We start from the raw sequence: 24,814 nt of genomic DNA on the forward strand, positions 1-24,814 counted from the left end.
TCAGAAAAATTTTGGAATAATTTATGTTGTCAGTACATCCCAAAGCATTAGCACGTGGTCCGGTTATGGCTGATATGGCAGAGTTCAGGTTAAGTGATACCGAACGTGAACGTTTATGTCATCCGGCCATTGGCGGTGTGATTCTGTTCCGGCGCAATTATCAGTCCCGTGCTCAGTTAACCGAGCTGGTTGCGGAAATTAAAGCATTAAGAACACCGGAGCTTATTGTCGCTGTTGATCATGAAGGCGGGCGGGTACAGCGCTTTATTCCCGAATTTACCCGATTGCCGGCCATGCGTACTCTGGGACAGTGCTGGGAACAGCATGGTGCAGCAATGGCCGACAAAATGGCCGAAACAGTAGGCTGGGTGCTGGCTACTGAATTACGTGCCTGTGGCATAGATTTATCATTTACGCCTGTTCTGGATTTGGACTGGGGTGAATGTGCTGTTATCGGTAATCGCAGTTTTCATCAGCAGCCGGCTGTAGTCAGCTCTCTGGCAGTAGCTTTGCAACGTGGTCTGGCTCGTGGTGGTATGGCTTGCTGTGGCAAACATTTTCCCGGGCATGGGGCAGTCAGTGGTGATAGCCATCTTACCTTGCCGGAAGATAACCGCAGCTGGGAAGAATTATGGGCTGATGATATACAGCCATTTAAAGATTTAATTCATAATGGTATGCCGGCACTCATGCCCGCACACGTGGTATATCCTAAAGTTGATCCGACAGAACCGGCAGGATTCTCCACTATCTGGCTGGAGGGTGTTTTACGCGATAAAATGCAGTTTGACGGAGTGATTTTCTCTGATGATTTAACTATGGAAGGAGCCAGCTGCGCCGGTGATATCCATGCACGTACAGCGCAGGCTTTTGGTGCCGGCTGTGATATTGCTCTGGTATGTAATAAACCAGACTGGGTAGATAATCTGCTGACCGATTTTGTCTGGCCGGATATCAGCCGGCTGGCACAGCGCTGGCAGATGATTGCCGGTAAGGGGAGTGCAACAGAATATGTTGCTACTATGCAGACACCTGAATTTCAGGCAGCTCAGCAACTGGTAGCCAGTCTGGCCTCTGCTCAGGACACTCTCAATGGTGTTCAGGTAGGCGAAGCCTGCTAATTATTTCTCCGGACAACAAAAAAGCCATAGTCAGACTATGGCTTTTTTAAACTGCCTAACAGATATCAGGCATTTTTAAAGTCGATTACCATACGACCAGTAAACTTACCGGCAGTCATTTCATCGAAAATATCATTGATATCTTCCAGAGGGCGCATAGTTACTTTTGGTACTACTTTACCTTCTGCACCAAACTGGAATGCTTCACGCAAATCTTCACGTGTACCTACCAGTGAACCTACCACTTCAATACCATCCAGAACCAGACGCGGAATATTCAGATCCATAGTGTCAACTGGCAATGCTACCGCAACAATACGTCCGCCGGCACGTACAGAAGCTACGGCTGAATTGAAAGCAGATTTAGCTACAGCTGTAACCACAGCAGCATAAGCACCACCTACTTTTTCCTGAATGATTTCTTCTACTTTTTCTTTAGCAGGGTTCAGAGTCATATCTGCGCCCATTTCGCGTGCCAGCTCAAGTTGTTTTTCATTAACATCAATAGCAATTACTTTAGCATTAAACACGTTTTTGGCATACTGCAACGCCAGATTACCCAAACCGCCAAGACCATAAATCGCAATCCACTGACCCGGCTGGATGTGTGATACTTTGATTGCCTTGTAGGTTGTCACACCGGCACAGGTAATACTGCTGGCTGCTTCAGAACTCAGTCCGTCCGGTACTTTAACTGCATAATCTGCTACAACGATACATTCTTCAGCCATACCACCGTCTACAGTATAGCCGGCATTTTTAACTTCACGGCAGAAGGTTTCGCGACCACTGTTGCAATATTCACAATGTCCGCAGCCTTCAAAGAACCAGGCAACACTGGCACGGTCACCCACTTTTAAAGAAGTAACATCTTCACCTACAGCAGTTACAACCCCAATACCTTCATGTCCCAGTGTTACACCAGTTACGTCGCCAAAATCCGCATTTTTTACATGCAAGTCGGTATGGCAAACGCCACAGCATTCCATTTTCAGCAATGCTTCATTGGCTTTCAGCGGGCGTACAGCTTTATCCTGGATGGCAACTTTTTTGTCTTTTGTTACTACGGCTGCTTTCATAATGAACCCTTTTCATCAGTAAAGAAGAAGTGTTTAGTCTGTTAGTTTCTGTTCTCAGATAAACAGACCGGTACAACCAGAAAATCATTTACCGGATAAAATCGATACCGGTATAAATATAATCCTGAATAAAAATGACAGAAAATTATTCAGAGGTGTAAATGTACCTCATATTACCCATTAAATGTCATTTAAAACAGGATTAAAATATTTATTTTCTACCAGTTATTCTGACAGATATATCAGTGCAGTACCAGCACTGGTATATAAAATAATTGTAACTCTAAATAAAGCATCTGCGTAAGACTTAATTGCAGCAAAATACCATATACTTATAAGAAATTTTAATAAATTTCAATGATTCCTTTTTGCTATTATCCTACTAATCAGATCTGCTCAGGTAAGAAAACATAAAATCTGCATAGAGGCTGCACACCTAAATTAAGACAATAAAACAGTATGCAAAATTAACTATCACATGGGTAAACATCGCTGGAAATCATGAATAGTATGACTACCGGCATATACATCTGATTCATACACCTATCTGGGTTCGCAGATTTCACTGATAGTGAAATCTGGTAATTATGTCATCTGTGTGCATCCTGATAAGATGCTTTTATAGTCAGTTTTTAAGTTTGAAAATATAGATGTCCGAAGTTCTGTTATCGGCAGAGCCGGTAATTTTAAAAGCCAGTACCGGTTCTCAAGCCTGTTTCTGATCGAAAAAGCGACTAATCCTGAATAGGCCGGATAAAGCATGTTATGATGCGCTCGCCTAATGACCTTGAAACTGAAATTAGATAAACAACATCATGAATACCCAGACTAGCCGGCGCAAACGCGTTCTTAATGGTGTGCTGTTACTCGATAAAGACAGCGGAATGAGTAGTAACAGTGCTTTGCAGCGGGCACGCTTTTTATATGGTGCGGCCAAAGCAGGGCATACCGGTGTACTGGATCCGCTGGCAACAGGTTTGTTACCCGTATGCTTTGGAGAAGCAACTAAATTTGCTCAGTATCTTCTGGATGCAGATAAAGCTTATATAGCGACTTTACAGCTGGGTGCGGCTACCAGCACAGGTGATGCTGAAGGTGAAATCGTTGCCACTGCCGATACAGTGATTACACTGGCGCAGGTACAGGCAGCCATTTCTGCTTTTAGTGGTGAAATTACTCAGACACCGCCTATGTATTCAGCTATTAAATATCAGGGTAAGCCATTATATGAATATGCCCGTGCGGGTATCACCATCGAACGTAAAAGCCGTCAGGTAACGATTTATCAGATAGATATTATTGAATTTACTTTCCCGCGGCTTGTCATCAATGTACGTTGCAGTAAGGGAACGTATATACGTACTCTGGCTGAAGATATGGCCAAACATATGGGAACTGTAGCGCATCTGACTGCATTACGCCGCACTGCTACTGCCGGCTTTACCATTGAACAGACTCATTCACTTGCAGCAATCAGTAATCTGGATGAAGCTGCACGGGATAACTGGCTTTTGCCTTGTGATGTACTCGTACAACATTTTCCGGCTGTCACTCTGAATGATAAAGATATTTTGCAGTTACAGCATGGTATAGCCGTGCATTCTGAGCAAAATTATGGCACAATGTGCCCCTTGCGTATTTATGCTGTTGATGGCCGCTTTATCGGGCTGGTGCAATATCAGGCTCCCAGCAGGCGTTTGAAAGTGCTGCGTCTGATGAATACGGCTTATATCAGTTAAATATGTATCCGGAGTTGGTATTTGTTAATGACATATATTAGCTTGGCCAACTTGTCTGCCGTAAGGCTTTTTTTAAGAGTAAATTACATGTTATCTGTTGAACAAAAAGCACAAATTATTAAAGATTATCAACGTGCCGAAGGGGACACTGGTTCTTCTGAAGTACAAATCGCGTTATTGACTTTCCGTATTAATGATCTGACTGGTCACTTTAAAGCTAACCCGAAAGACCATCACAGCCGTCGTGGTCTGTTGAAAATGGTTAGCTCCCGTCGTCGTTTGCTGGCGTACATCCGCCGCACTAAACCGGATACCTACCGCGAATTGATTGCACGTCTGGGTCTGCGTAAATAAGCATTCTCCATCTGAAAAAAAGCCGCCTTTTAAAAGAGGCGGCTTTTTTTATACATCAAACTAAAACCATTCAGGCAATATTTGATTATCCTATTTCGTTATATAAATCCGGATTTAAACGCGCATTCTGTGTCTGACACCAGTCCAGATGATCCTTATTTAAATGAAAAGCTTTTGCCTGAAATTCTTTCAAAGCTTCCTGCTGTTCTATCTTGCGAGTATATGAGCGTACAAAACGGCGTACTTCATTGGATGTTTCCAGAATCAGGCCGGGTACCGACTGTGGCTTACCGGTGGCAGAATCAATGGCGACCATGGTGAAATAACTGGAATTACTATGACGAATTTCTCCGGTAACCAGATTTTCCGCTTCTACACGAATACCAATCATCATGGACGATTTACCTACATAATTGACTCGTGCTTTAATTGAGACCAAATCACCCACATAAATTGGCGTACGGAAATTAACAGTATTAATAGCTGCTGTTACCGTTACAGAACGTGAGTGTTTACAGGCACATGCATACGCGGCCTGATCCATTAAAGCCAGAATACGTCCGCCAAAAATAGTGTTGTTTGCGTTGGTATCTTCCGGATGCATCACAACAGATAACAGTACATCACTGTCAGTTGGTTTTTTATATAAAAATTCAGACATTACTTTGTCCTCAATAATACAGGTACAGCCAGATCCGGTTGAACCAATATGATAATTTACCTTAATAAAATCAATTCTAACATACAAGCAAATAGTTTTAATATTAATGATTTTTGGTAAAGAAAAAATGTATGGTCAATAGAAATATTTTTTATGGCGAATTGAAAAAGACCAAAAATGCATACCCTGAGCTTAACCGGCGTCGGGATAGTTATTGAGTTTGCGATAAGGTAAAAAATATATGTTAGAATTTGACCATAATACAAAATGTATTTATAGCCTGTTACAGGCTTGATTAAAACCTCATCAATAATCATTTTGCAAATCACGCCCGGCCAGAAACCCTACCTATGTATATGCCAGTTACGTGTACATTGTTAGGTTTTTTAGCAGGTGCGGTATCTGCAAAAAATTAGAATGGAAAAACAATATGTTTGATAAACACATTAAAACCTTTCAATACGGCAATCAGACAGTTACTTTGGAAACTGGTGAAATTGCCCGTCAGGCAGCCGGTGCAGTAAAAATTTCCATGGGCGATACTGTGGTACTGGTAGCCGTTACAGCTGCTAAAGAAGTTAAACCTGGTCAGGATTTCTTTCCGCTGACCGTAGACTATCTGGAACGCACCTATGCAGCCGGTAAAATTCCGGGCGGATTTTTTAAGCGGGAAGGCAAACAGAGTGAAAAAGAAATCCTTACCAGCCGCCTGATTGACCGTCCGATTCGTCCTTTATTTCCGGAAGGTTTCTACAACGATATTCAGATAGTTGCCATGGTAGTTTCAGTTGATCCGGAAATTGATTCAGATATTCCGGCTATGCTAGGTGCTTCAGCTGCACTACTACTAACAGGTGTTCCTTTTGCCGGTCCGATTGGTGCAGCCCGTGTCGGCTATGTCAATGGTGAATATGTTCTTAATCCGACTAAAACTCAGCTGGCTCAGTCACAACTGGATTTAGTTGTTGCTGGTACAGAAAAAGCCGTATTGATGGTGGAATCTGAAGCAGATGTACTGTCTGAAGAAACCATGCTGGGTGCAGTAGTATTCGGTCATGAACAAATGCAGGCAGCCATCCGTGCCATCAATGAATTTGCTGATGAAGTTAATCCGGAAATGTGGGACTGGCAGGCTCCTGTTGCTGATGAAAGCCTGATTGCCAAAGTGCGTGAGCTGGCTGGTGCAACAATTGATGAAGCATTCAAAATCAAGCAAAAACAAGCCCGTACAGCAAAACTAGATGAAGCATGGGCTGCTGTTGAAGCGGCTTTGATTACCGAAGAAACTGATACATTACTGGCTAACCAGATTCGCGGTATTTTCAAAGATCTGGAAAAAGAAGTAGTTCGTGGCCAGATTCTGGAAGGTCAGCCGCGTATTGACGGCCGTGATACCCGTACTGTTCGACCTATTAATATCCGGACCGGCGTATTACCGCGTACACATGGTTCTGCCTTATTTACCCGTGGTGAAACTCAGTCACTGGCTACAGCAACACTGGGCACCCAGCGTGATGAACAGATTATCGATGCTCTGAGTGGTGAATATACCGACCGCTTTATGCTGCATTACAATTTCCCGCCATACTCAACCGGTGAAGTAGGCCGTATGGGTGCACCAAAACGCCGTGAAATCGGGCACGGCCGTCTGGCAAAACGCGCACTGCTGGCTGTATTGCCTGATGTTGAAGATTTCAGCTACACCATGCGTGTGGTGTCTGAAATTACTGAATCCAATGGTTCTTCTTCCATGGCCAGCGTATGTGCCGGATGTCTGAGTCTGCTAAATGCCGGCGTTCCTCTGAAAAGTCATGTTGCCGGTATAGCCATGGGTTTAATCCTGGATGGCAATAAATTTGCTGTACTGACTGATATTCTGGGCGATGAAGACCACCTTGGTGATATGGACTTTAAAGTTGCCGGTACCACTACAGGTGTGACTGCTCTGCAAATGGATATCAAAATTCAGGGAATTACCAAGGAAATCATGCAGATTGCACTGGCTCAGGCGAAAGAAGCTCGTTTGAATATTCTCGGACAAATGCAGGAAGCAGTAAAAGGTCCGCAAGAATTATCTGCACATGCACCACGTTTATTTACCATGAAAATTCATCAGGACAAGATTCGTGATGTTATTGGTAAAGGTGGTGAAACTATCCGTGCATTAACCGCAGAAACCGGTACTGAAATTAATATTGCCGAAGATGGTACGATTACCATTGCTGCCAGCACCAGTGAAGCAGGAGAAGCGGCCAAACGCCGTATTGAGGAAATTACTGCTGAAGTAGAAGTAGGTAAAGTATACGAAGGCACAGTAATCAAGATTCTGGATAACAATGTTGGTGCTATCGTATCAGTTATGCCGGGTAAAGACGGCTTGGTACACATCAGCCAGATTTCACATGATCGTGTGAAAAATGTAAGCGATTACCTGCAAATTGGTCAGCAGGTTAAAGTAAAAGCGTTGGAAATTGATGATCGCGGCCGTGTACGCCTGTCAATCAAAGCTTTGCTTGAAAAGGCACCGCAAGAACCAAAACCGGCTGAAAATTAATCGTTAATATTGAGTATTCAAGACTGCCTTACATGTAAGGCAGTCTTTTTTGTAGCAAAATAGAAGTATTACATCATTTATTAGGGGTATAACCCATTATAAGAATAATAAGAAACCGCATCATTTAAAGCAGCTTTTTGAAATCAGTTTTTATAATTTGAAAATGTCTTAGATAAAAAATCAACAATGAGATGAGTAATTTCACGATGAATCTCACTTCTATTCCGACTGCCGCCATCTTTACAAATAATTCCTTCTCCTTCTTTTTCTTGATTCAATATATCAATTGCATCAGATTTACAAATTTGGATAAAACTAAAATGCATTGCATCTGGAATAATAATATAAGTTGAGGACGATTTTGGTAGAAATTCTTGTACATAACCCGATTCAAGTTGTGTATTTGTATCACCTATATCAACTCCTGCACCAATAATAAGAGATGGTATTTTGATTTTTTGTAAGCTTTCAATGGTAAACCCTCTTGTCAAACCAGCATCCAATGATACGAATGCTTTTATCCTGGGGTCTGACATATTCCTATTAAGCTCTGAATTTGCCAAACCAAGTTCAGATATCAAATGACAAGCTTTTAAATATGAATATTTATTACAATCTTTCTTAAAGGATTCTGTATCAAATCTGGCTCCGGAAAGTGCAATTACTGACCAACCACCAAGCGAATGGCCTATAGCGGAAATCTGATTTAAATTAATGATATTTGAGAATGTTTGATTTTCAGCCAGCGCATCAATAGTTTTACTTAAATCTTGCGGCCGTAACCATAGTTTGGCTGACTGCTCAGTATTCTGATCAAATCCAGTTGTCCCCGGATGATTAGGAGCTGCAACAATATATCCCTTTGTAGCTAATGCATGTGCAAGCCAGCTTAAATTTCGCCAGCTCCCACCGTAACCATGTGAAAGTAAAATTAATGGCGATTTAGTATTCTTTACTTCCGGTACCGCATCAGCAATAACTTCAGAACCATCAAAAATAGCATTATCAGCTATAGTTATTGAATTTTGCTTATTATTAGTGGCATACCAAACAGCAATATCTAATGGTCTTCCATCATGTATATCATAGTGAATTCGCTTAAAACCAATATGTTCTGAAGCGTTGGAGATAAGTGGAAAAAGTAAAATAAATGAATTGATAAGGCAAAAAAGTAATTTAATCATAGCATCCCTCTTTAATAAGGGAGTGTTGTTATAATAATTTCAAATAATATAATAAGGAATAAATCAAAGCCATTATCAAAGCAGTAATCAATGCTCAATATTCCGTTATATAAATCAAATTCAAATCCGGAAATGAATATAAAATTCAGCGTTTACTTGTTTTTTATGACAAAGATAATCAGCTTTTCAGAAAACCATTCCGATTAACATCATAACGGTGGAAACTTATCAGCATTTCAAAATAATCAGCGAGTTCAACAAGACAATAGTGAATTTGATATGTCCTAGCAGTTATGTCTATTATAGGTATGAGGGCTATACTGCTGTTTGCAAACAGATATTGTCAGAGCAGTTTATGCAACGGAATCAAGGAAAATTGATTCAGTTATAATTTGCTGATTAAAAAATAGGCAGTTAAATTTAATTTATATATAACAAGGCTATAAATTACTTATCCACAGTTTATGTGCAACACCATCCCAATAATCACAGGAATAATGTGTATTTATTCATCTTATCGCATACACTGACAGATACGTGGATAAAAACTGGGGAAAACAATATCAGGTATTATGATTGTGGATAAACTAAAATATATTTATTATATTGACAGGATTAAAGAAATTTTGAATTTTTTAAAAATTACGGATATCTTATATGAGTAATGGTTTAAAGTTAGAAAATATCGAAGCATATTTTGCAGAGCATAAATTACCAAAATTCGACAGTTCATCAATATTGTATGGATCAATAGATGCAAAATTATGGCTAAAGATTGTAATAACTGAATTTTCTGGATTATTTATTAAACATCTGCTTATTTATTTTAATGCAGAAAAAATAATTCTGATTGGTTTAACCTTGAATACAAATTTAACAGATGCAATTACTGTTATTCCTATGACAGAAGTTTCTGAACTAAGCTTCAAATCAGGCTTTATCAGAGGCAAGCTGACATTTAAATTTAAACAAAAGGAATATCTTATAAAAGTCCCGAACTTTATTCTTGTCGCGAAATGGCAAAAAAGAAATTTGAAAAATATCCTTCAGCGTTACATTATTAAATATTCATAAAAACACCAAATAATTATTTCTCAGTATTAGCAGATAATAATATATCTCATAATCAAATATTTATAATGATTCAATACAAACCCTTTTAAATTAATCATAATAGTCTGTTTTCTGTTTTTCAGTGCCTGTTTGTATTTTGAATTTAATTTCAGTGGTGATAGTGTATAGAAAATACAAAACATCCATGTAGTAAATATGAGGAAAGTCTATAATGCTGGTTTTCATCGCATAGAGACAGAGAAATGCAGCATATCCACATCATTGGTATCGGCGGAACATTTATGGGAGGAATTGCCGCTATAGCCAAACAGGCAGGCTATCATGTAACTGGTTGTGATGCCAAAATGTATCCGCCCATGAGTACACAGCTGGCTGATTTGGGCATTGATGTGGTGGAAGGATTCGAAGCAGCACAGCTGGACAGTTATCCTGCTGATGTCTATGTAATTGGTAATGTTGCCCGTCGCGGCATGCCTGTCATTGAGGCCATCCTCAATCGTAACTTACCTTATACTTCCGGCCCGCAATGGCTGGCAGAAAATATCCTTCAACAGCACTGGGTACTGGCAGTAGCCGGCACTCATGGTAAGACAACGACAGCCAGTATGCTGGCATGGGTGCTTGAAGATGCTGGTCTGGCTCCCGGATTTCTGATTGGCGGGGTGCCGCAAAATTTTGCTGTATCAGCGCGCCTGCCTCAGGTACCACCTGCTGAGCAATCCGCATCTGAACCAGAGTGCAGTCCGTTTTTTGTCATCGAGGCAGATGAGTATGACACAGCTTTTTTTGATAAACGCAGTAAGTTTGTCCATTATCGTCCGCGTACGGCAATTCTGAACAATCTGGAATATGATCATGCGGATATTTTCCCCAATCTCGCAGCAATTCAGACTCAGTTTCATCATTTGATTCGTACAATTCCCAGTGAAGGGCTGATTGTCGTTAATGAACAATCTGCTGCACTGGACGAAGTTTTACAGCAAGGCTGCTGGTCAGAAGTAGAAGGTTTTGGTCTGAATAAGGATTGGCAGATTGGTGAAATTTCTGCAACCGGTGGCTTCGATGTACTCTATCAGCAACAAAAGGTGGGACATATAGAGTGGAAACTACTGGGGCAACATAACCGCATGAATGCACTGGCAGTGATTGCTGCAGCACGTCATGCAGGTGTTTCGATCCGGCAATCCTGTGCAGCATTGTCTCGTTTTGAGAATGTTAAACGGCGCATGGAAGTCAAAGGTGTAGTTAACGATATTACTGTTTATGATGATTTTGCTCATCATCCGACAGCCATTGCCACAACTATTGCCGGTTTGCGTCAGAAAGTTGTTAATGCACGTATTCTGGCTGTGCTTGAACCACGCTCCAATACTATGAAGCTGGGTACCATGAAAGCTGCTTTACCTGCCAGTCTGGCGGAAGCTGATAAAGTATTCTGTTATGCTGGCGGGGTTGACTGGGATGTTGCGGCTGCACTAAGTCCGTTACAGGATAAAGTAGCAGTTTTTCAGGATATGCAGTCACTGGTTGAAGCTATCACTGCACAGGCAGAGCAGGGGGATCATATTCTGGTCATGAGTAATGGCGGCTTTGGTGGTATTCATCAGCAATTACTGACTAAGTTACAACACAAAGCAAATAATTAATTATTTTTGTACTGAATTCAAGTTAAAACAATAACCCCTGGTTCAGATTTTCTAAAGGCCGGAGCTATCTGTTATTTCAGGTACTCAGGCTTTTATTTTATGTGCGTTTTCAAACAGTGCAGTATCAGGGTAAATATAAAAAATAATGAAATTACGTGATTAATAGTACAACAGAAGCAGAGCGATACAATATTTCAGGAAGCCTCATAAACCGTAGCTTTTGCCATTTCAGTATGATTCATTTTTCCGTATGCATTCTGCCAGCTTTGTGCAGCTTCACGCTGGTCACAGTTTTTGGCTACTTTAATCTGGGTTGGATTCATTTCAGTATAAGTTAAATTCGCCAGATGCTTGCAGTCCAGCGTTTGCGAAATCAATGCCGCAGGAGCTGTAGCACGAGCTGGTACTGAATGAAAATTGCCCAGCAACAATAATAAAGCCATTAACCCATATATTTTTAATAATTTCATAATCCATTCCTTATTTAGAAAAATCTAATAAATTGTTTAATTTTTATTATATTAATTAGAAAAAAATAAATATTCAAGGAATTTGTTTCTTAAATATTTAGTTACTTTTCATTTTTCTAAAAATGAAGTATAATAAAAACAAATTTATTGACGTTATTTCTAAGAAATTGCCGGAATTTGTGCATGCAAACATTTAAAGATCGTCTGGCTTCACTGTGGCCGGGTGAGCGCCAGTCTAAAATTGCTACAGACATTGATATGACTATGGCCGGTTTCAGCCGTATCTGGCATGAAGGCGGGTTACCCAAAGCAGAAACCCTGAAACGTATCAAAGAATTAAAAGGTTGCAGTATTGACTGGCTGCTGACCGGAGAAGGGGAGCCCTTTCCTGAACAGCAAACTCAGGCAGCACATGATACGCTGGGTAATCCGGTGAATACTGAAGATTTTGTTTATGTACCGCGTTATGCAATTGAAGCAGCTGCCGGACATGGTAGTTTAGTTGCTAATGAAAAACCGATGTTTACCATGGCGTTCCGCAAGGACTGGATAAATTCAATGATTAGCCCTGAAGTTAGTGGCTTGTCAGTGATTTCGGTCAAAGGCGATTCAATGGAAGGTGTGCTCAATGACGGAGACACCATTCTGGTACAGCAAATGAATCATATACGCCGTGATGGTTTGTATGTATTGCGTATTAACGATAATCTGCTGGTTAAGCGTTTACAGCTGATGCCGGGTAATGTAGTGAATGTTATTTCTGCTAATGAAGCCTATCCGAGTTTTGAAATCCGGCTGGATAGTGAAAGTGATGATGTACAAATCATCGGTAAAGTATTGTGGTTTGGCCGTTATCTATAATGTTCTGATGATAAAATTTTATACTGAAGAGTCGGTTTGATAATCCGGGTATTACTGCGGACACATTATTAACCGGTTAACTCATTTATTCTGGACATAAAAAAACCGTCTGAATTTTGGAATTCAGACGGTTTTTTTATGTACGTAAAATTCAGCTTATGGTTTTAGCCTTTATAAGCACTGCCATCAGCCAGTAACCATTCAGGTTCAGCACCTTTATCAATTACATCCTGATTAACAACCACTTTTTTTACATCGTTTAAATCCGGCAAAGCATACATAGTATTAAGCAACGCTTTTTCTACAATTGAGCGTAAGCCGCGGGCACCGGTTTTGCGCGCCATGGCCAGCTTGGCAATTGCCCGTAATGCAGAGGGTTGTACCTGTAGCTCCACACCTTCCATCGCAAACAGAGCCTGAAACTGCTTGATTAATGCATTTTTAGGTTCGGTAAGGATATTAATCAATGCATCTTCATCCAGCTCAGTAAGCGTTGCAATAACTGGCAGACGACCGATCAGCTCTGGAATCAAACCGAATTTAATCAGGTCTTCCGGTTCTACCGTCTGAAACAACTCGCTTACATTGGTATTTTCGTCTTTGCTGTGTACCGCAGCACCAAAGCCGATACCACCTTTTTCAGTACGCTGACGGATAACTTTTTCCAGTCCGGCAAATGCACCACCACAGATAAATAGAATATTAGTAGTGTCTACATTAATAAATTCCTGATTAGGATGTTTGCGCCCACCCTGTGGCGGCACAGATGCAACAGTTCCTTCTATCAGTTTAAGTAAAGCCTGCTGAACACCCTCACCGGATACATCGCGGGTGATAGAGGGATTATCACTTTTGCGGGAGATTTTATCGATTTCATCAATGTATACAATGCCTTTTTGTGCTTTTTGTACATCAAAATCGCATTTACCCAATAATTTAGTGATAATCTGTTCCACATCCTCACCAACATATCCGGCTTCGGTAAGTGTGGTGGCATCAGCCATCACAAACGGAACATCCAGTTTGCGCGCCAGAGTCTGAGCGAGCAGAGTTTTACCCGAACCGGTAGGTCCAATCAGCAGAATATTGGATTTAGACAGCTCTACCTGACCTTCTTCCTTACCCAGACGCAAGCGTTTGTAATGATTATATACCGCTACAGCCAGTGATTTTTTTGCTGTTTCTTGTCCGATTACATACTGGTCAAGATTAGCAACAATCTCTGCCGGAGTAGGTAGTTTTTCCTGACCGTCTCCGTCAGTTGCCGGCATGCCATTCTCTGTAGAAGAAGCACCCGGATTATGTAGCATTTCATTGCATGTATCCACGCACTCATTACAGATTAATGCGTTTTCACCTTCAATTAAATTTTTAACTTCGTTTTCAGGTTTACCGCAAAACGAACAATAACGAATTTCTTTACTCATAAACAGGATTTCATCAAGAAAATAGAGCTTATATTGAATGCCGGACCAAATACATAGATGATATCGTATCGGATTCAGCCAAAAAACGAGTATATAGTTTTATCAGGCTGATATCAAACTGAATGCTAGTGTGGTTTTAATCACTGAAGAAATCAGTTTGATAATGAAAATCTGATTAAAATATCGTTTATAAACACCTTTTTTAGCCAAATATAATAAGAAAATACCGGACATAAGCAAATTTGTCTTATAATTAGATTGAGAAACAATATATTTATTGAATAATTGGACGTTAAAAACTTCTTTCAAACACAGACGATAATTATGTCTGTCTCTTTATTACGTTCAGTTTGAGTAGTATTTTCTTGAGAAATAAATTACCCTGATTCAGGGTCAAAAAGGAAGTTATCATGTCATGTTTATCACGTCTGCGTCGCTGGCAGTGGGTAAGCCTGTTAAGCAGTAGTCTGTTTTTTGCAGTACCTGCTGTAGCCGGAGACCTTGATGTTCTCGGCCAGTTTATCGAACAAAAGCAGACAGGTGGTCAGTCTGACACACTCAGCACATTTATCAGCAACCATCCCGATGCCAATCTGGAAACCCGTGCACAGATTGCCGGTCCTTTATTAAGCTCACAATCGGCTCTGATTATGAATAATCAGACCGGTGAAATTCTTTACCAGAAAAATATCAATCAGGTACGTTCAATTGCATCCATTTCTAAGCTGGTTTCAGCAATGGTAGTGCTGGATGCCAATCAGAACATGAATGATCAGATTACCATCACAGATGCCGAAATTGACCGGCTGAAAAATTCAACCAGCCGTCTGTCTGTTGGTACAGTAATGACCCGGCGTGAGCTATTGCATATTGGTTTAATGAGTAGTGAAAACCGGGCAATCCATGCTCTGGCACGTACTTATCCGGGCGGTATGCCGGCATTTGTAGAAGCCATGAATAATAAGGCGGCTGAGCTGGGAATGACTAATTCACGTTTTTACGAACCAACCGGGCTTGATCCGCGCAATCAGTCCACTGCACGGGATTTGGCTTTACTGGTGCGTGGTGCCAGTCAGTATCCGCTTATCAGACAATATTCAACTGACAATTCCGGTTCGGTATACACCAGTAATGGCAGAGTAGAGCAATATCACAACTCCAATGCACTGGTACGCGAAGGTTTATGGCCGATCGCGCTGCAAAAAACCGGATATATTCGTGAAGCAGGTCGGTCTATGGTGCTGCTGACCAGTGTGCAGAACCAGCCGGTAACCATTGTCTTACTGAACTCTCCCAGTTCAACAACCCGCGTAAGCGATGCCCGAGCTTTACGTTCATGGGCAATGCAGCAATCTTTATAAACCATATATCTGTTATCAAAGAGCCCCGTTAGCGATAACGGGGTTTTTTATCAATAAATCAATCCGTTTATATCGTAATGTAACTGTCAAAGCAGTTAATGAACATGATAGAAAGCCAGACATAGCCTGTGAACATCAGCAATCTAAAGTAATTTAACAGATATGATTAATAGCGTTTTTATAAATGTACCAGTTGATTCGTCTGCATCTTTTATTTGAAAATAATAGGCAAGGCATAGTTACTGAGAATAGTACTGAGTAAAAAGCTTAATCATCAGTGTAAAATATTGGTTCTCAGACAGATAAATATTCCTGAGGTATGAATGGATGTCACCGGTTGATAAACAAGACCCGGTCGTAGCAAAATAGAAATGTAATACCATAATATTGGAAATGGAATAAATATAGATTTATCTCATAAGGGACAAATAGAGGTGTTATCTTTAAACAGAGAAAGATACTGACATGGCAATATTAATTACAGGTGCTTCTGCAGGATTTGGCGCAGAAATGTGTCGTGTGCTGGTTCATGCCGGTTACCAGGTTATTGGTGCCGCACGGCGGCTGGATAAGCTGCAACATTTACAGACAGAACTGGGTGCACAGTTTTTACCATTACAAATGGATGTAGCCGATAAAAGCAGTGTAGATAATGCATTAGCATCCTTACAGGGTACTTGGGCGGATATTGATTTACTCGTGAACAATGCCGGGCTGGCACTGGGCATGGAGCCGGCTCAGGAAGCAAACTTTGCTGACTGGGAAACCATGATTCATACCAATGTTCTGGGTTTAACTTATGTCACCCGGCAAATATTGCCACGTATGGTAGCCAAAAATAGCGGCTATATCATTAATCTGGGTTCTACTGCCGGCTCATGGCCATATAAAGGTGGCAATGTTTACGGTGCTACCAAAGCTTTTGTACGCCAGTTCAGCCTGAATTTGCGTACTGATCTGGCTGGTACACGTATACGAGTAACCAATATTGCCCCCGGTTTATGCGGTGATACTGAATTTTCCAATGTACGCTTTCGCGGCGATGATAAACAGGCTGCTGCCGTATATGAAAATATCAGCTATCTGCAACCGGCAGATATTGCCAACACCGTATTATGGCTGTATCAGACTCCGGCACATATGAATGTTAACCATATTGAAATTATGCCGGTATCACAAACCTTCGCCGGTCTGAGTGTAACCCGTGATTTGGCTTAAGATTTACAGGTATGTCTAACCCTACAGTATGGCAATCCAAAGCCGAAGAAAAAGCACGTATCATGGCACAGTGTGCTCAGCAAGGAGTTACTGTTACCCAACTGCGTACTCAGGTGCTGGATATTGTATTAAATATGAGTGGTGTTATTAAAGCCTACCAGGTACTGGCATCTATGCAACAGCACAGTAACAGTACGGTTGCTCCGCCTACTGCTTACCGGGCACTGGATTTCTGGGCTGAGCAGGGTGTATTACATAAAATACCTGCTGTTAACGGCTATATACTTTGCCGTCATGTACAGCATGAGTGCGATAGTCACTGTCAGGACAATACCGTTCATCACAGTGATTTTGTTCTGGTATGCAACCAGTGCGGAGCTGTAGATGAACAAAGTCTCAGCTCAGAATGGGCAGCATTACGGCAGCGTGCTGCAGATAATGGATTTATGCTTAATGATGAGCATATCGTGCTAACAGGTATCTGTACACATTGCCAAACTAAACTGACATAAGTATTCAGTTTGATTGATACAAAAATTCTGGATATCTGTTTTTTTGAATTAAGCATATATCTGGAATCTTTTATTGGGTATGAATTGTTCATTAATTTTTTTACTGACTAATAAATAGTAAAAGCAGACTAATTTAATTCTGGGACAAACGTTTTAATTGTGCCGAATAAAGATTCAATCTCTTTTTTGATATCAGTAATGTCATCCAGATAAAGTATCCATAGATTTTTACGTGCTCTGGAACATGCTGTATAAATTAAATTACGTGTATTTTCCAGCTCCTGTTTCTTTTCCAGTACTGTATCAGAAGATAGACTAGAAAAATAATCTTTAAATTTATTTTTTTCCCTTTGCCCAAAACTGTTTTCCATAATGATAACTACATTTTCATATTCCTCTCCTTTTGTACCATGATAAGTATGATAAATTACCGGATCATCTTCATCATGTTCTTCATTAATAAAAGCTATCCAGCGCTGCCATTGAATTAATTCTATATTTAATATATTTTGGATTTTATCTCGATTATCTTGAATAATTTTATTTGCGTTTTCACTTTCTAAGTTTATCAAATCTGAATTGCCGTACATTTCTTCATATAAATTATCGTATATATAATCGGCAAAAGCAGAGTCATCTGAATCTTTATTGTGGCTTTGAAATACGTCAGAGATATTAATTCCAAAGCAGTTTTTCAACCAAAATGTGATTGCTTTATTTTCTTTTTGGTCTCTGAAAATCTTTAAATTGGCTGAAAAATATCTTATTAAATCATCTAAAGTTTGAGGGTGTCCGTTTGTAAAAATTTCAACTAATTTACTTGCTTCAGCAAAAGTAACCTTATGCTGAGTATTTCCGAACAAATCATAAAGAGTAGTATTTTGATTATTCAATGTATTATAGGCTGTTACCAGCTGATACAGACGTAGTATAGCTGGATGCAATTTATTGAGTAAGTGTGAAAATATCATAACATTCATATTATCCCAGTAGATAAATTCTGCTTTTTCAATAGCGCTATAAATTTGTTGCAGACCGCTCATAAAAGCAACTGAACGATTAAGTAACAGCAGACAATCAACAGGTCTGTTACAGTTTAAAGTGGTAATATATTTGTTAATAAATTGATTAATTACTAAAGCATCATTTTCTTCATTTCTGATTGATTCTTGGTTCTTCAGAAAATAAAATTCAACTATGCCATTTTTCTTAGCCGGATCAATTGGCTTTTGTTTTACAGTATCATTTCTAATTTTATTAATTAAATCAATAATCTGATTTTCTGAGCGTCTGTTAAAATTTTTAATAATTTTTTTTAATTTAATTTCCGGTATTTCCTTATTTCCCGATATTTCCTTATATATATTCTCGATATTATCACCAATACCAGTATCATAAATACTTTGTTTACTATCACCAAAATATCCAGCAAGCCATTTCTGCTTTCGCTGATAGGTATACTGGTGTAAATTTGCCAGTATTCTTACAACAGATTCATTTGTATCCTGATATTCGTCAATAAACATATAAGGATATTTATCTGTCAGTAATTTTTTAAACATATCATATTTTTCTACTAGCTGTAAGCTATATTCAAGCAGAGTATCGTGGCTAAATTTCATTGAAGCCAAACGGTCACTGTTAGAGTTACTGTCATATTCTACAGATAAAATATTATTATTGTTTTGAGAATTATTTATTTTTTCTATTGCTTGTTGAAAAGTAATATTTCTATCGACAAGATTAAAATATTTTTTGAAAATAGCAAAATTTTTTAAGGATTTTTCTAAAATTTCCTGATTTAATATTGGATTTGTTTGATTTATTTCCAATATCTTTTCTTTTCTGAGTTGGGTTGTGTTTAGCACTTTTTCCAGATTAAAAAATAGCTTTTTGTTTTTTTTCACAAACTGTTTAAATAACTCTTTATTTTCCTCAGTATTCAGACAAGAAAGATTAGGATGATTAACTTGTTCTATTATTTTCAATTCATTTTTTCTAAGCTCTTTCTCAAGTTTATTTTTATGTAACTCGATCAATTCATCTTGTTTATACAATCTGATTTGTTGCCAAAGCATTTCGTGAATAGTTGACACCTGAATATATTGGCTTTCTCCTAAGCGTTGGCGGATTTCATTAACGGCCACATTAGTATAGGTAATACAGATAATTTTTTGATTATGCCTGTGCAAAGTATCTAAATGATGACTCAAAATATATTTGATTGCTTCAATCAGCGTGTAGGTTTTACCAGCACCGGCACCAGCATAAACAATAAAACTTTCAAACTTATCAATGGCTGTAAATATTTTCTGCTGTTGCTGAATTTCTTGATTCAGATTTTCTTCCAGACCCATATTTATTTCCCTTTATTATTTTCCAATTGTCTTTTTAACCATTTAAAACCATCAGTAATATAATGAGGTAATTTAGGTATGGTATTCGATGAGTCTGCATTTATATTAGCAGTAACAGTAATCATATTATAAAGGAGCGTGCTAGCAAATTTAGTTTTATTCCCGTTCGTATTGAGTTTTTTCTGTATTTCAAAAGAACTATTAGGATTAATCCTATTATTAGTTATTATACTATTGTACATTTTTGTGGATAAAGTTGATTTAAGTGATTCGATAACCAACTGGTTATCATAATTGGTTAAAATAATTGCTTCTTCCAGACTGGTAGCATATTGCTCGTTGATAGGGTCTTTTTGAAAAACAATATAAGTATTTTTGATTTTTTTATATTGTAAATTATCATCCAGTTCTTCAATTCCACATAATATTTTCAATGTATTGTTGGTAGTTTTTCGATTTTTTAAACTTCTAATTTGTTTAGAACTTGTAGATTCACATGGCTTAGTGTTATTGCGTTTAATATCTATATCAGTAATGATTACACAAGGTATTTGTATTTGTTGTAATAGTGGGAAATAAATATGAGCATAAGCACCATCAATTCTAAATATTGAAATATAATAATTTCTTAATTTTTTTTCTTTTTCCAGATAATAATTGAGTAAAATTTCTTCAGTTGTTCCTTCAACCACAATGATTGCATCTGAAAAAAATAATTCAGATATTTTATATTTAATGTGTTTTTTAAGAAATAATAAATCTTTTTGATCTAATTTAGGATTTATTTGTTGACCAGTTTTCTGAGAACTTTTTTTAGAAAAGTCTTGAATAAATAATGCGTCATATAATGGTATTACCTTGCTACATTTATTCTTTAAAGTTAAATAATTAATATTATCAAATGAACTGGAACTGTGTATTTTACTGTTTACTATATGTGAAGAATGAGTAGTTATTATAATCTGACACTTAAGAGACATGTAATCTGCTGCATCTGCATCAGGTTTTATTTCCCTGATGGCCTTGTTTACCGCTAAATCAATGCGTTTAATAAAAAATTCTTGCATCTGCGGATGCATAAAAACCTCTGGTTCTTCTATAACCAGTATATTAATTCTGCTTCTGTGACTGTTTTCTTCATATGAGCTAATATAATAGATAATTTCGCCGATAATATTAACTAAATTAATATAGCCCAAACCAAACTGATCTTCTGGAATATAGTCATAGCCATCACTAAAGCTGTATTTAATCAGCTTTTTTAAAATATCTTTTTTACTGACATTTCCGCTCAGTTTCATGTCAATATGATTTAACTATTCAATTTCTCCTAATATTCCACTTACAGAATCATTTTTATTTTTAACAGTATCTGTGATAATAGTATTAATTTTTGTTATTTCGTCGATAAATAATTCTTCACTGTTATTTTTAATATTTTTGGTAAATAAAGAATTAACAATACGCTGGAAAACATTAGACAGAACATTTTCATCAAGATGGCGATTAGCTTTGATACATTTAATTTCCAGAAGATCGCGCAAAGAAAAATTTTTGACTTCTCTATTGAGATTATTTGTAAAGCTTAATTTGTATTCTGTTTCATTTCTATTGTCCAGTAATTTACAGATTTCTTCCAGCAGTTTATTATTTAATTTTATATTATGTTCAGACTGTCCTGAGTCACTATTCTCAGACGTAATCCGATTGTTTTGAATCAGATCTTTAACCTGCTGAAGAAAATTAGCTTCTTCTTTCAGTGTATATGTAGCATTGATAATAATTTCTTTATTGCGGGAGAAATCATTAATCGGAGTAAACTCAGATAGATTTGTGATTAAATCTTCATTAAGATCATCTAATTTGATTTTTAATCGGAATTCCAGTTTTGGTGTTTCTAGATGTTTTTGAGAGTCGTTTTTATCATTCTGGAAAGCCTCTATATAGCTTTCAATCAATTTTTTAAGATAAGATAAATTAAAATCACTGGATTTTATAGACAACTTATTTTCAGATAGCATACTTAATGCATTAGTAATAGTTGTTTTACCAGTATTATTTTTGCCGATAATTAATGTACTGGACGGAGAAACCAGTGGTTGTGTTATACCATCCCGATTCTGATAATTTATTTTATTAGAGCTGACAAATTGTAGTTCATTGTCTTGATCCCCGAATTTACGAAAATTTTTAATAGTGAAGCTTTGTAGATACATTATGATTATTCCTGAGTAAATTAGAATAATTTCAAGATTATTCTTAATTTCTATTCAATTATTTTATCTAGCAGAGTGAAAATTACTCACAGGCTGCCAATCAGGTTATCTTGTTTAAATAATAGTGTCTGGTATTTGGTTCGCATTTATGATCCTGTTAATATGTTATTTAGGTGGCGTTAAAGTTTAATTTTGTTAAAGTAAATACTTATTGTAGTGAATAATTTATGCTAAAGTCAAAATGAATTAATTAATGTATGAATTGTTTTTATTTGCTATTGATTTTGTTTTGAACAACTTTTAGTTTGTAATTTACCAAGACAAATTATTTGCCTATTGAAATAGTTAAGACTATAAATAACCCAACTGACAAAGTTATGGCAAAAGTATTGAAGGAGTAATACATGAATGGTATCAAAGTTGGCATCGTACAAATGGTTTCTGGTACTGATATTGCTGAGAATATTCAAACCATGCAGCGTCTGGTTCGGCAAGCTGCCAATGCAGGTGCGGAATGGGTAGTATTACCTGAATACTGGCCGATAATGGGTAAAGACGAAACAGATAAAGTAGCTATAGCTGAGGTTTTTGGAGATGGCCAATTGCAAACCGCTTTGAAAACTCTTGCTGCTGAACTGGGGATCATATTATTTGGTGGTACCATACCTTTACAAAGTACAGATAAAACCAAAATATTTAATACCATGCTGGTGTACGGACGCTCAGGAGAATTGCTGGGTTTCTACCATAAAATGCACTTGTTTGGTTACATTGGTGCCAATGAGTCTTACGCAGAAGCCGATACAATACTTCGGGGCATGGATGTACCCGAGCTGAGAGTTGATAATATCGCTGTGGCACAGGGTATTTGTTACGATTTACGTTTTCCTGAATTTTTCCGTGCCCAGCTTCCGTTTGAAGTACTGGTGTTACCGGCAGCATTTACTTATACCACGGGTAAAGCACACTGGAACACATTATTAACTGCCAGAGCAATTGAAAATCAGTGTTATGTGCTGGCGTCTGCACAGGGTGGGCAACATCAGAATGGCCGCCGTACATATGGCCATAGTATGATTATTAATCCTTGGGGAGAAATCCTAGCTTCTTTGCCAGAAGGAGAGGGGGTTATTTGTGCAGAGCTGGATACCGAATTTCTGCAATCAGTACGTACTAAGCTACCGGCACTACAGCATCGACTGTTGTAAATATGTTTTTTTAAGTTAGTACTTTTTGGAACTAACCTGAATTTAATCCATATTTAAGCTCATTATTTGGACATAATGTCTGAATAATGGGCTTAATGGTCTCAAAAACGGTACATTCACAATCATTTCTTGTCCAAAAATGCGATTCATGGCATGATTATTGATTAAAGTTTGAATTAAGAAGTAAGGGGCAGTAGCGATGAGTGGCGGAACAAAGAAAAAGTCGCATTCTCAGTGGAGCTCGCGGATGGGGTTTATGCTCGCCGCAGCAGGTTCAGCAGTTGGTTTGGGTAATATCTGGAAATTTCCCTATATGGCCGGTCAGATGGGCGGTTCAGCATTTGTGCTTACCTACCTGATTTGCATGTTTGTGATTGGTTTGCCTATTCTGGTGGCTGAGTGGCTGATTGGCCGTCGCGGGCAGAAAAATCCGATTCACACCATGGAAGATGTAGCTGCTGATGAAGGGCAATCTAAATCATGGCGCTGGGTAGGTATTATCGGCGTACTTGGTTCATTCCTGATTCTTTCTTTTTACAGCGTTATTGGCGGGTGGGCTGCTGATTACATTTTTCTTGCCGGTACTGGTACTTTTAAAGGTTTAAATGGCGAGGGTACCGGTCAGGTCTTCCAGCAATTTCTTGGTAGTGTAAGCCATTTACTTACATGGCATACCGTCTTCATGTTTGCTACCGCTTTGATTGTAGCCATGGGTGTTGGTGCCGGTTTGGAACGTTCTTGTAAAGTGATGATGCCAGGGCTGGGTCTTTTACTGATTGGTCTGGTAGTTTATGCGGCTGTTGTCAGCGGACCTTCATTTGGTAAGGCTTTTGCTTTCCTATTTACTCCTAACTGGTCTGCTATTACCGGTAAGGCAGTACTGGCGGCATTGGGGCATGCATTTTTCAGTCTGTCTCTGGGCATGGGTATTATGATGGCTTACGGTTCCTATCTGGGTAAAGATGTGAATCTGATTTCTACAGCACGTACTGTAGTTATTCTGGACGTTATTGTTGCCATGTTATCCGGTATGGCCATTTTCCCGCTGGTATTTGCCAATGGTCTGCAACCGGGAGAAGGTCCGGGTCTGATTTTTGTTACCTTACCTATCGCTTTCGGCAATATGGCCGGTGGTACTATTATTGGTGTCGTATTCTTTATTTTCCTGACCTTTGCCGCCCTGACTTCCTCAATTTCATTGCTGGAGCCGACAGTTGAATTACTGGAAGAAAAAACCCATTTGGGACGTAAATCAGCGACTTTAGTAAGTAGTTTGTTTATCTGGGCATTGGGTATTGCCTGCCTGCTTTCTTTTAATGAGTGGCAGGATATTACAATTTTCGGCAAAAATATTTTTGATTCTCTCGACTATCTGACCAGTAAGCTTATGCTACCGTTAACCGGTCTTGGTACGATTGTATTTGCCGGCTGGATGATGAATCAGGAAAGAATTCGTCAGGAGCTGAATTTAGGCCCGGCTGTATTTGCTTGTTGGAAAGTGCTATGCCGTTATGTTATTCCGATAGCTGTAATAGCAATTCTGATTTATGGATTTATGTAATCAATATATAGTTAATATTCTCATATCTGAGTAACAAAAAATCCCGGAATTATCCGGGATTTTCTTTTATGGATTCGCCAATTACTATAGAAAATGCCTGAAAGCAGATATAGATATTTAATGAATATTTGGATTTGCATCAAATATCTGCGATTGTTACTATACTTTAATCTGATTTCAATCCATTCTGGATAAATAACATAAGATAGTT

General features: G+C 38.6%; 19 protein-coding genes and 1 pseudogene. 12 read left to right on the forward strand and 8 right to left on the reverse strand.

Translation table 11 applies throughout. The features are described from left to right. Nucleotides 1–23: 23 nt before the first annotated feature. Nucleotides 24–1,121, forward strand: a complete 1,098-nt coding sequence (nagZ, locus tag H3V01_RS01455; RefSeq protein WP_232332572.1) for a beta-N-acetylhexosaminidase — start codon at nt 24–26, stop codon at nt 1,119–1,121. A gap of 65 nt (nt 1,122–1,186) precedes the next feature. Here nagZ and adhP read toward each other — a convergent pair whose 3' ends face one another. Then, a complete protein-coding gene (adhP, locus tag H3V01_RS01460; protein ID WP_025330295.1) occupies nt 1,187–2,200 on the reverse strand; it encodes an alcohol dehydrogenase AdhP in 1,014 nt (337 codons plus the stop codon). A gap of 815 nt (nt 2,201–3,015) precedes the next feature. Between adhP and truB the strand changes: the two genes are divergently transcribed. Next, nucleotides 3,016–3,939, forward strand: coding sequence for a tRNA pseudouridine(55) synthase TruB (truB, locus tag H3V01_RS01465; protein WP_100126402.1), 924 nt, complete (start codon nt 3,016–3,018; stop codon nt 3,937–3,939). Nucleotides 3,940–4,026: 87 nt separating this feature from the next. Further along, entirely contained in the window at nt 4,027–4,293 is a 267-nt protein-coding gene (gene rpsO / locus H3V01_RS01470) for a 30S ribosomal protein S15 (RefSeq protein ID WP_025330297.1), read from the forward strand. Nucleotides 4,294–4,378: 85 nt separating this feature from the next. Here rpsO and H3V01_RS01475 read toward each other — a convergent pair whose 3' ends face one another. Then, on the reverse strand, nt 4,379–4,954 hold the full coding sequence (locus tag H3V01_RS01475; RefSeq protein WP_041879139.1) for an acyl-CoA thioesterase: 576 nt from the start codon (nt 4,952–4,954) through the stop codon (nt 4,379–4,381). Nucleotides 4,955–5,384: 430 nt separating this feature from the next. Here H3V01_RS01475 and pnp point away from each other — a divergent pair, with 430 nt between their 5' ends. Further along, complete coding sequence (pnp, locus tag H3V01_RS01480) at nt 5,385–7,508, forward strand: polyribonucleotide nucleotidyltransferase (RefSeq protein ID WP_084585678.1); 2,124 nt, start codon at nt 5,385–5,387, stop codon at nt 7,506–7,508. A 143-nt stretch (nt 7,509–7,651) separates the two neighbouring features. Here the strand turns inward: pnp and H3V01_RS01485 are convergent, their stop codons facing one another. Further along, nucleotides 7,652–8,692, reverse strand: coding sequence for an alpha/beta hydrolase family protein (locus H3V01_RS01485; RefSeq protein WP_198185786.1), 1,041 nt, complete (start codon nt 8,690–8,692; stop codon nt 7,652–7,654). Nucleotides 8,693–9,349: 657 nt separating this feature from the next. On the opposite strand from H3V01_RS01485, the gene H3V01_RS01490 reads away from it, so the two are divergent. Continuing rightward, a complete protein-coding gene (locus tag H3V01_RS01490) occupies nt 9,350–9,766 on the forward strand; it encodes a hypothetical protein (RefSeq protein WP_041879145.1) in 417 nt (138 codons plus the stop codon). A 242-nt stretch (nt 9,767–10,008) separates the two neighbouring features. Then, the gene (mpl, locus tag H3V01_RS01495) at nt 10,009–11,412 is read left to right on the forward strand and encodes a UDP-N-acetylmuramate:L-alanyl-gamma-D-glutamyl-meso-diaminopimelate ligase (RefSeq protein WP_198185787.1); all 1,404 of its coding nucleotides are present in this window, start codon (nt 10,009–10,011) and stop codon (nt 11,410–11,412) included. Between the two features lie 194 nt (nt 11,413–11,606). Here the strand turns inward: mpl and H3V01_RS01500 are convergent, their stop codons facing one another. After that, nucleotides 11,607–11,882 (reverse strand): hypothetical protein, encoded by a 276-nt coding sequence (locus tag H3V01_RS01500; RefSeq protein WP_198185788.1) that lies wholly within the window; start codon nt 11,880–11,882, stop codon nt 11,607–11,609. A gap of 183 nt (nt 11,883–12,065) precedes the next feature. On the opposite strand from H3V01_RS01500, the gene H3V01_RS01505 reads away from it, so the two are divergent. Next, nucleotides 12,066–12,743 (forward strand): S24 family peptidase, encoded by a 678-nt coding sequence (locus tag H3V01_RS01505; RefSeq protein WP_025330304.1) that lies wholly within the window; start codon nt 12,066–12,068, stop codon nt 12,741–12,743. Between the two features lie 164 nt (nt 12,744–12,907). On the opposite strand, the gene clpX is transcribed toward H3V01_RS01505, so the two are convergent. Beyond that, nucleotides 12,908–14,170, reverse strand: coding sequence for an ATP-dependent Clp protease ATP-binding subunit ClpX (clpX, locus tag H3V01_RS01510; RefSeq protein ID WP_084547285.1), 1,263 nt, complete (start codon nt 14,168–14,170; stop codon nt 12,908–12,910). A 410-nt stretch (nt 14,171–14,580) separates the two neighbouring features. On the opposite strand from clpX, the gene H3V01_RS01515 reads away from it, so the two are divergent. The 3 genes from H3V01_RS01515 to H3V01_RS01525 all read left to right on the forward strand — a co-directional run bounded on the left by H3V01_RS01515 (nt 14,581) and on the right by H3V01_RS01525 (nt 17,261). Further along, entirely contained in the window at nt 14,581–15,531 is a 951-nt protein-coding gene (locus H3V01_RS01515) for a D-alanyl-D-alanine carboxypeptidase family protein (RefSeq protein ID WP_084547286.1), read from the forward strand. Between the two features lie 465 nt (nt 15,532–15,996). Then, nucleotides 15,997–16,749: an SDR family oxidoreductase gene (locus H3V01_RS01520; RefSeq protein ID WP_100125256.1), complete on the forward strand. Its 753-nt coding sequence runs from the start codon at nt 15,997–15,999 to the stop codon at nt 16,747–16,749. Nucleotides 16,750–16,811: 62 nt separating this feature from the next. After that, nucleotides 16,812–17,261 carry a Fur family transcriptional regulator gene (locus tag H3V01_RS01525; protein ID WP_370386278.1) on the forward strand — a complete coding sequence of 150 codons (450 nt, stop codon included), beginning with the start codon at nt 16,812–16,814 and terminating at the stop codon, nt 17,259–17,261. Between the two features lie 128 nt (nt 17,262–17,389). Here the strand turns inward: H3V01_RS01525 and H3V01_RS01530 are convergent, their stop codons facing one another. The 3 genes and pseudogenes from H3V01_RS01530 to H3V01_RS11230 all read right to left on the reverse strand — a co-directional run. Beyond that, entirely contained in the window at nt 17,390–19,618 is a 2,229-nt protein-coding gene (locus tag H3V01_RS01530) for a UvrD-helicase domain-containing protein (RefSeq protein WP_198185789.1), read from the reverse strand. 2 nt (nt 19,619–19,620) lie between these two features. Next, nucleotides 19,621–20,580 carry an ATP-dependent nuclease gene (locus tag H3V01_RS11225; RefSeq protein WP_370570120.1) on the reverse strand — a complete coding sequence of 320 codons (960 nt, stop codon included), beginning with the start codon at nt 20,578–20,580 and terminating at the stop codon, nt 19,621–19,623. Further along, nucleotides 20,557–21,834: pseudogene (locus H3V01_RS11230) on the reverse strand (AAA family ATPase); the annotation flags it as partial. The pseudogene H3V01_RS11230 and the gene H3V01_RS11225, both read right to left, overlap by 24 nt. Before the next feature lie 404 nt (nt 21,835–22,238). Between H3V01_RS11230 and H3V01_RS01545 the strand changes: the two are divergent. Then, on the forward strand, nt 22,239–23,042 hold the full coding sequence (locus tag H3V01_RS01545) for a carbon-nitrogen hydrolase family protein (RefSeq protein WP_198185792.1): 804 nt from the start codon (nt 22,239–22,241) through the stop codon (nt 23,040–23,042). A 199-nt stretch (nt 23,043–23,241) separates the two neighbouring features. After that, entirely contained in the window at nt 23,242–24,603 is a 1,362-nt protein-coding gene (locus H3V01_RS01550) for a sodium-dependent transporter (RefSeq protein ID WP_084551781.1), read from the forward strand. Nucleotides 24,604–24,814: the final 211 nt, after the last annotated feature.

The sequence above is a fragment of the Snodgrassella sp. M0351 genome, assembly GCF_016100575.1.
GTDB classification, from domain to species: Bacteria; Pseudomonadota; Gammaproteobacteria; order Burkholderiales; family Neisseriaceae; genus Snodgrassella; species Snodgrassella alvi.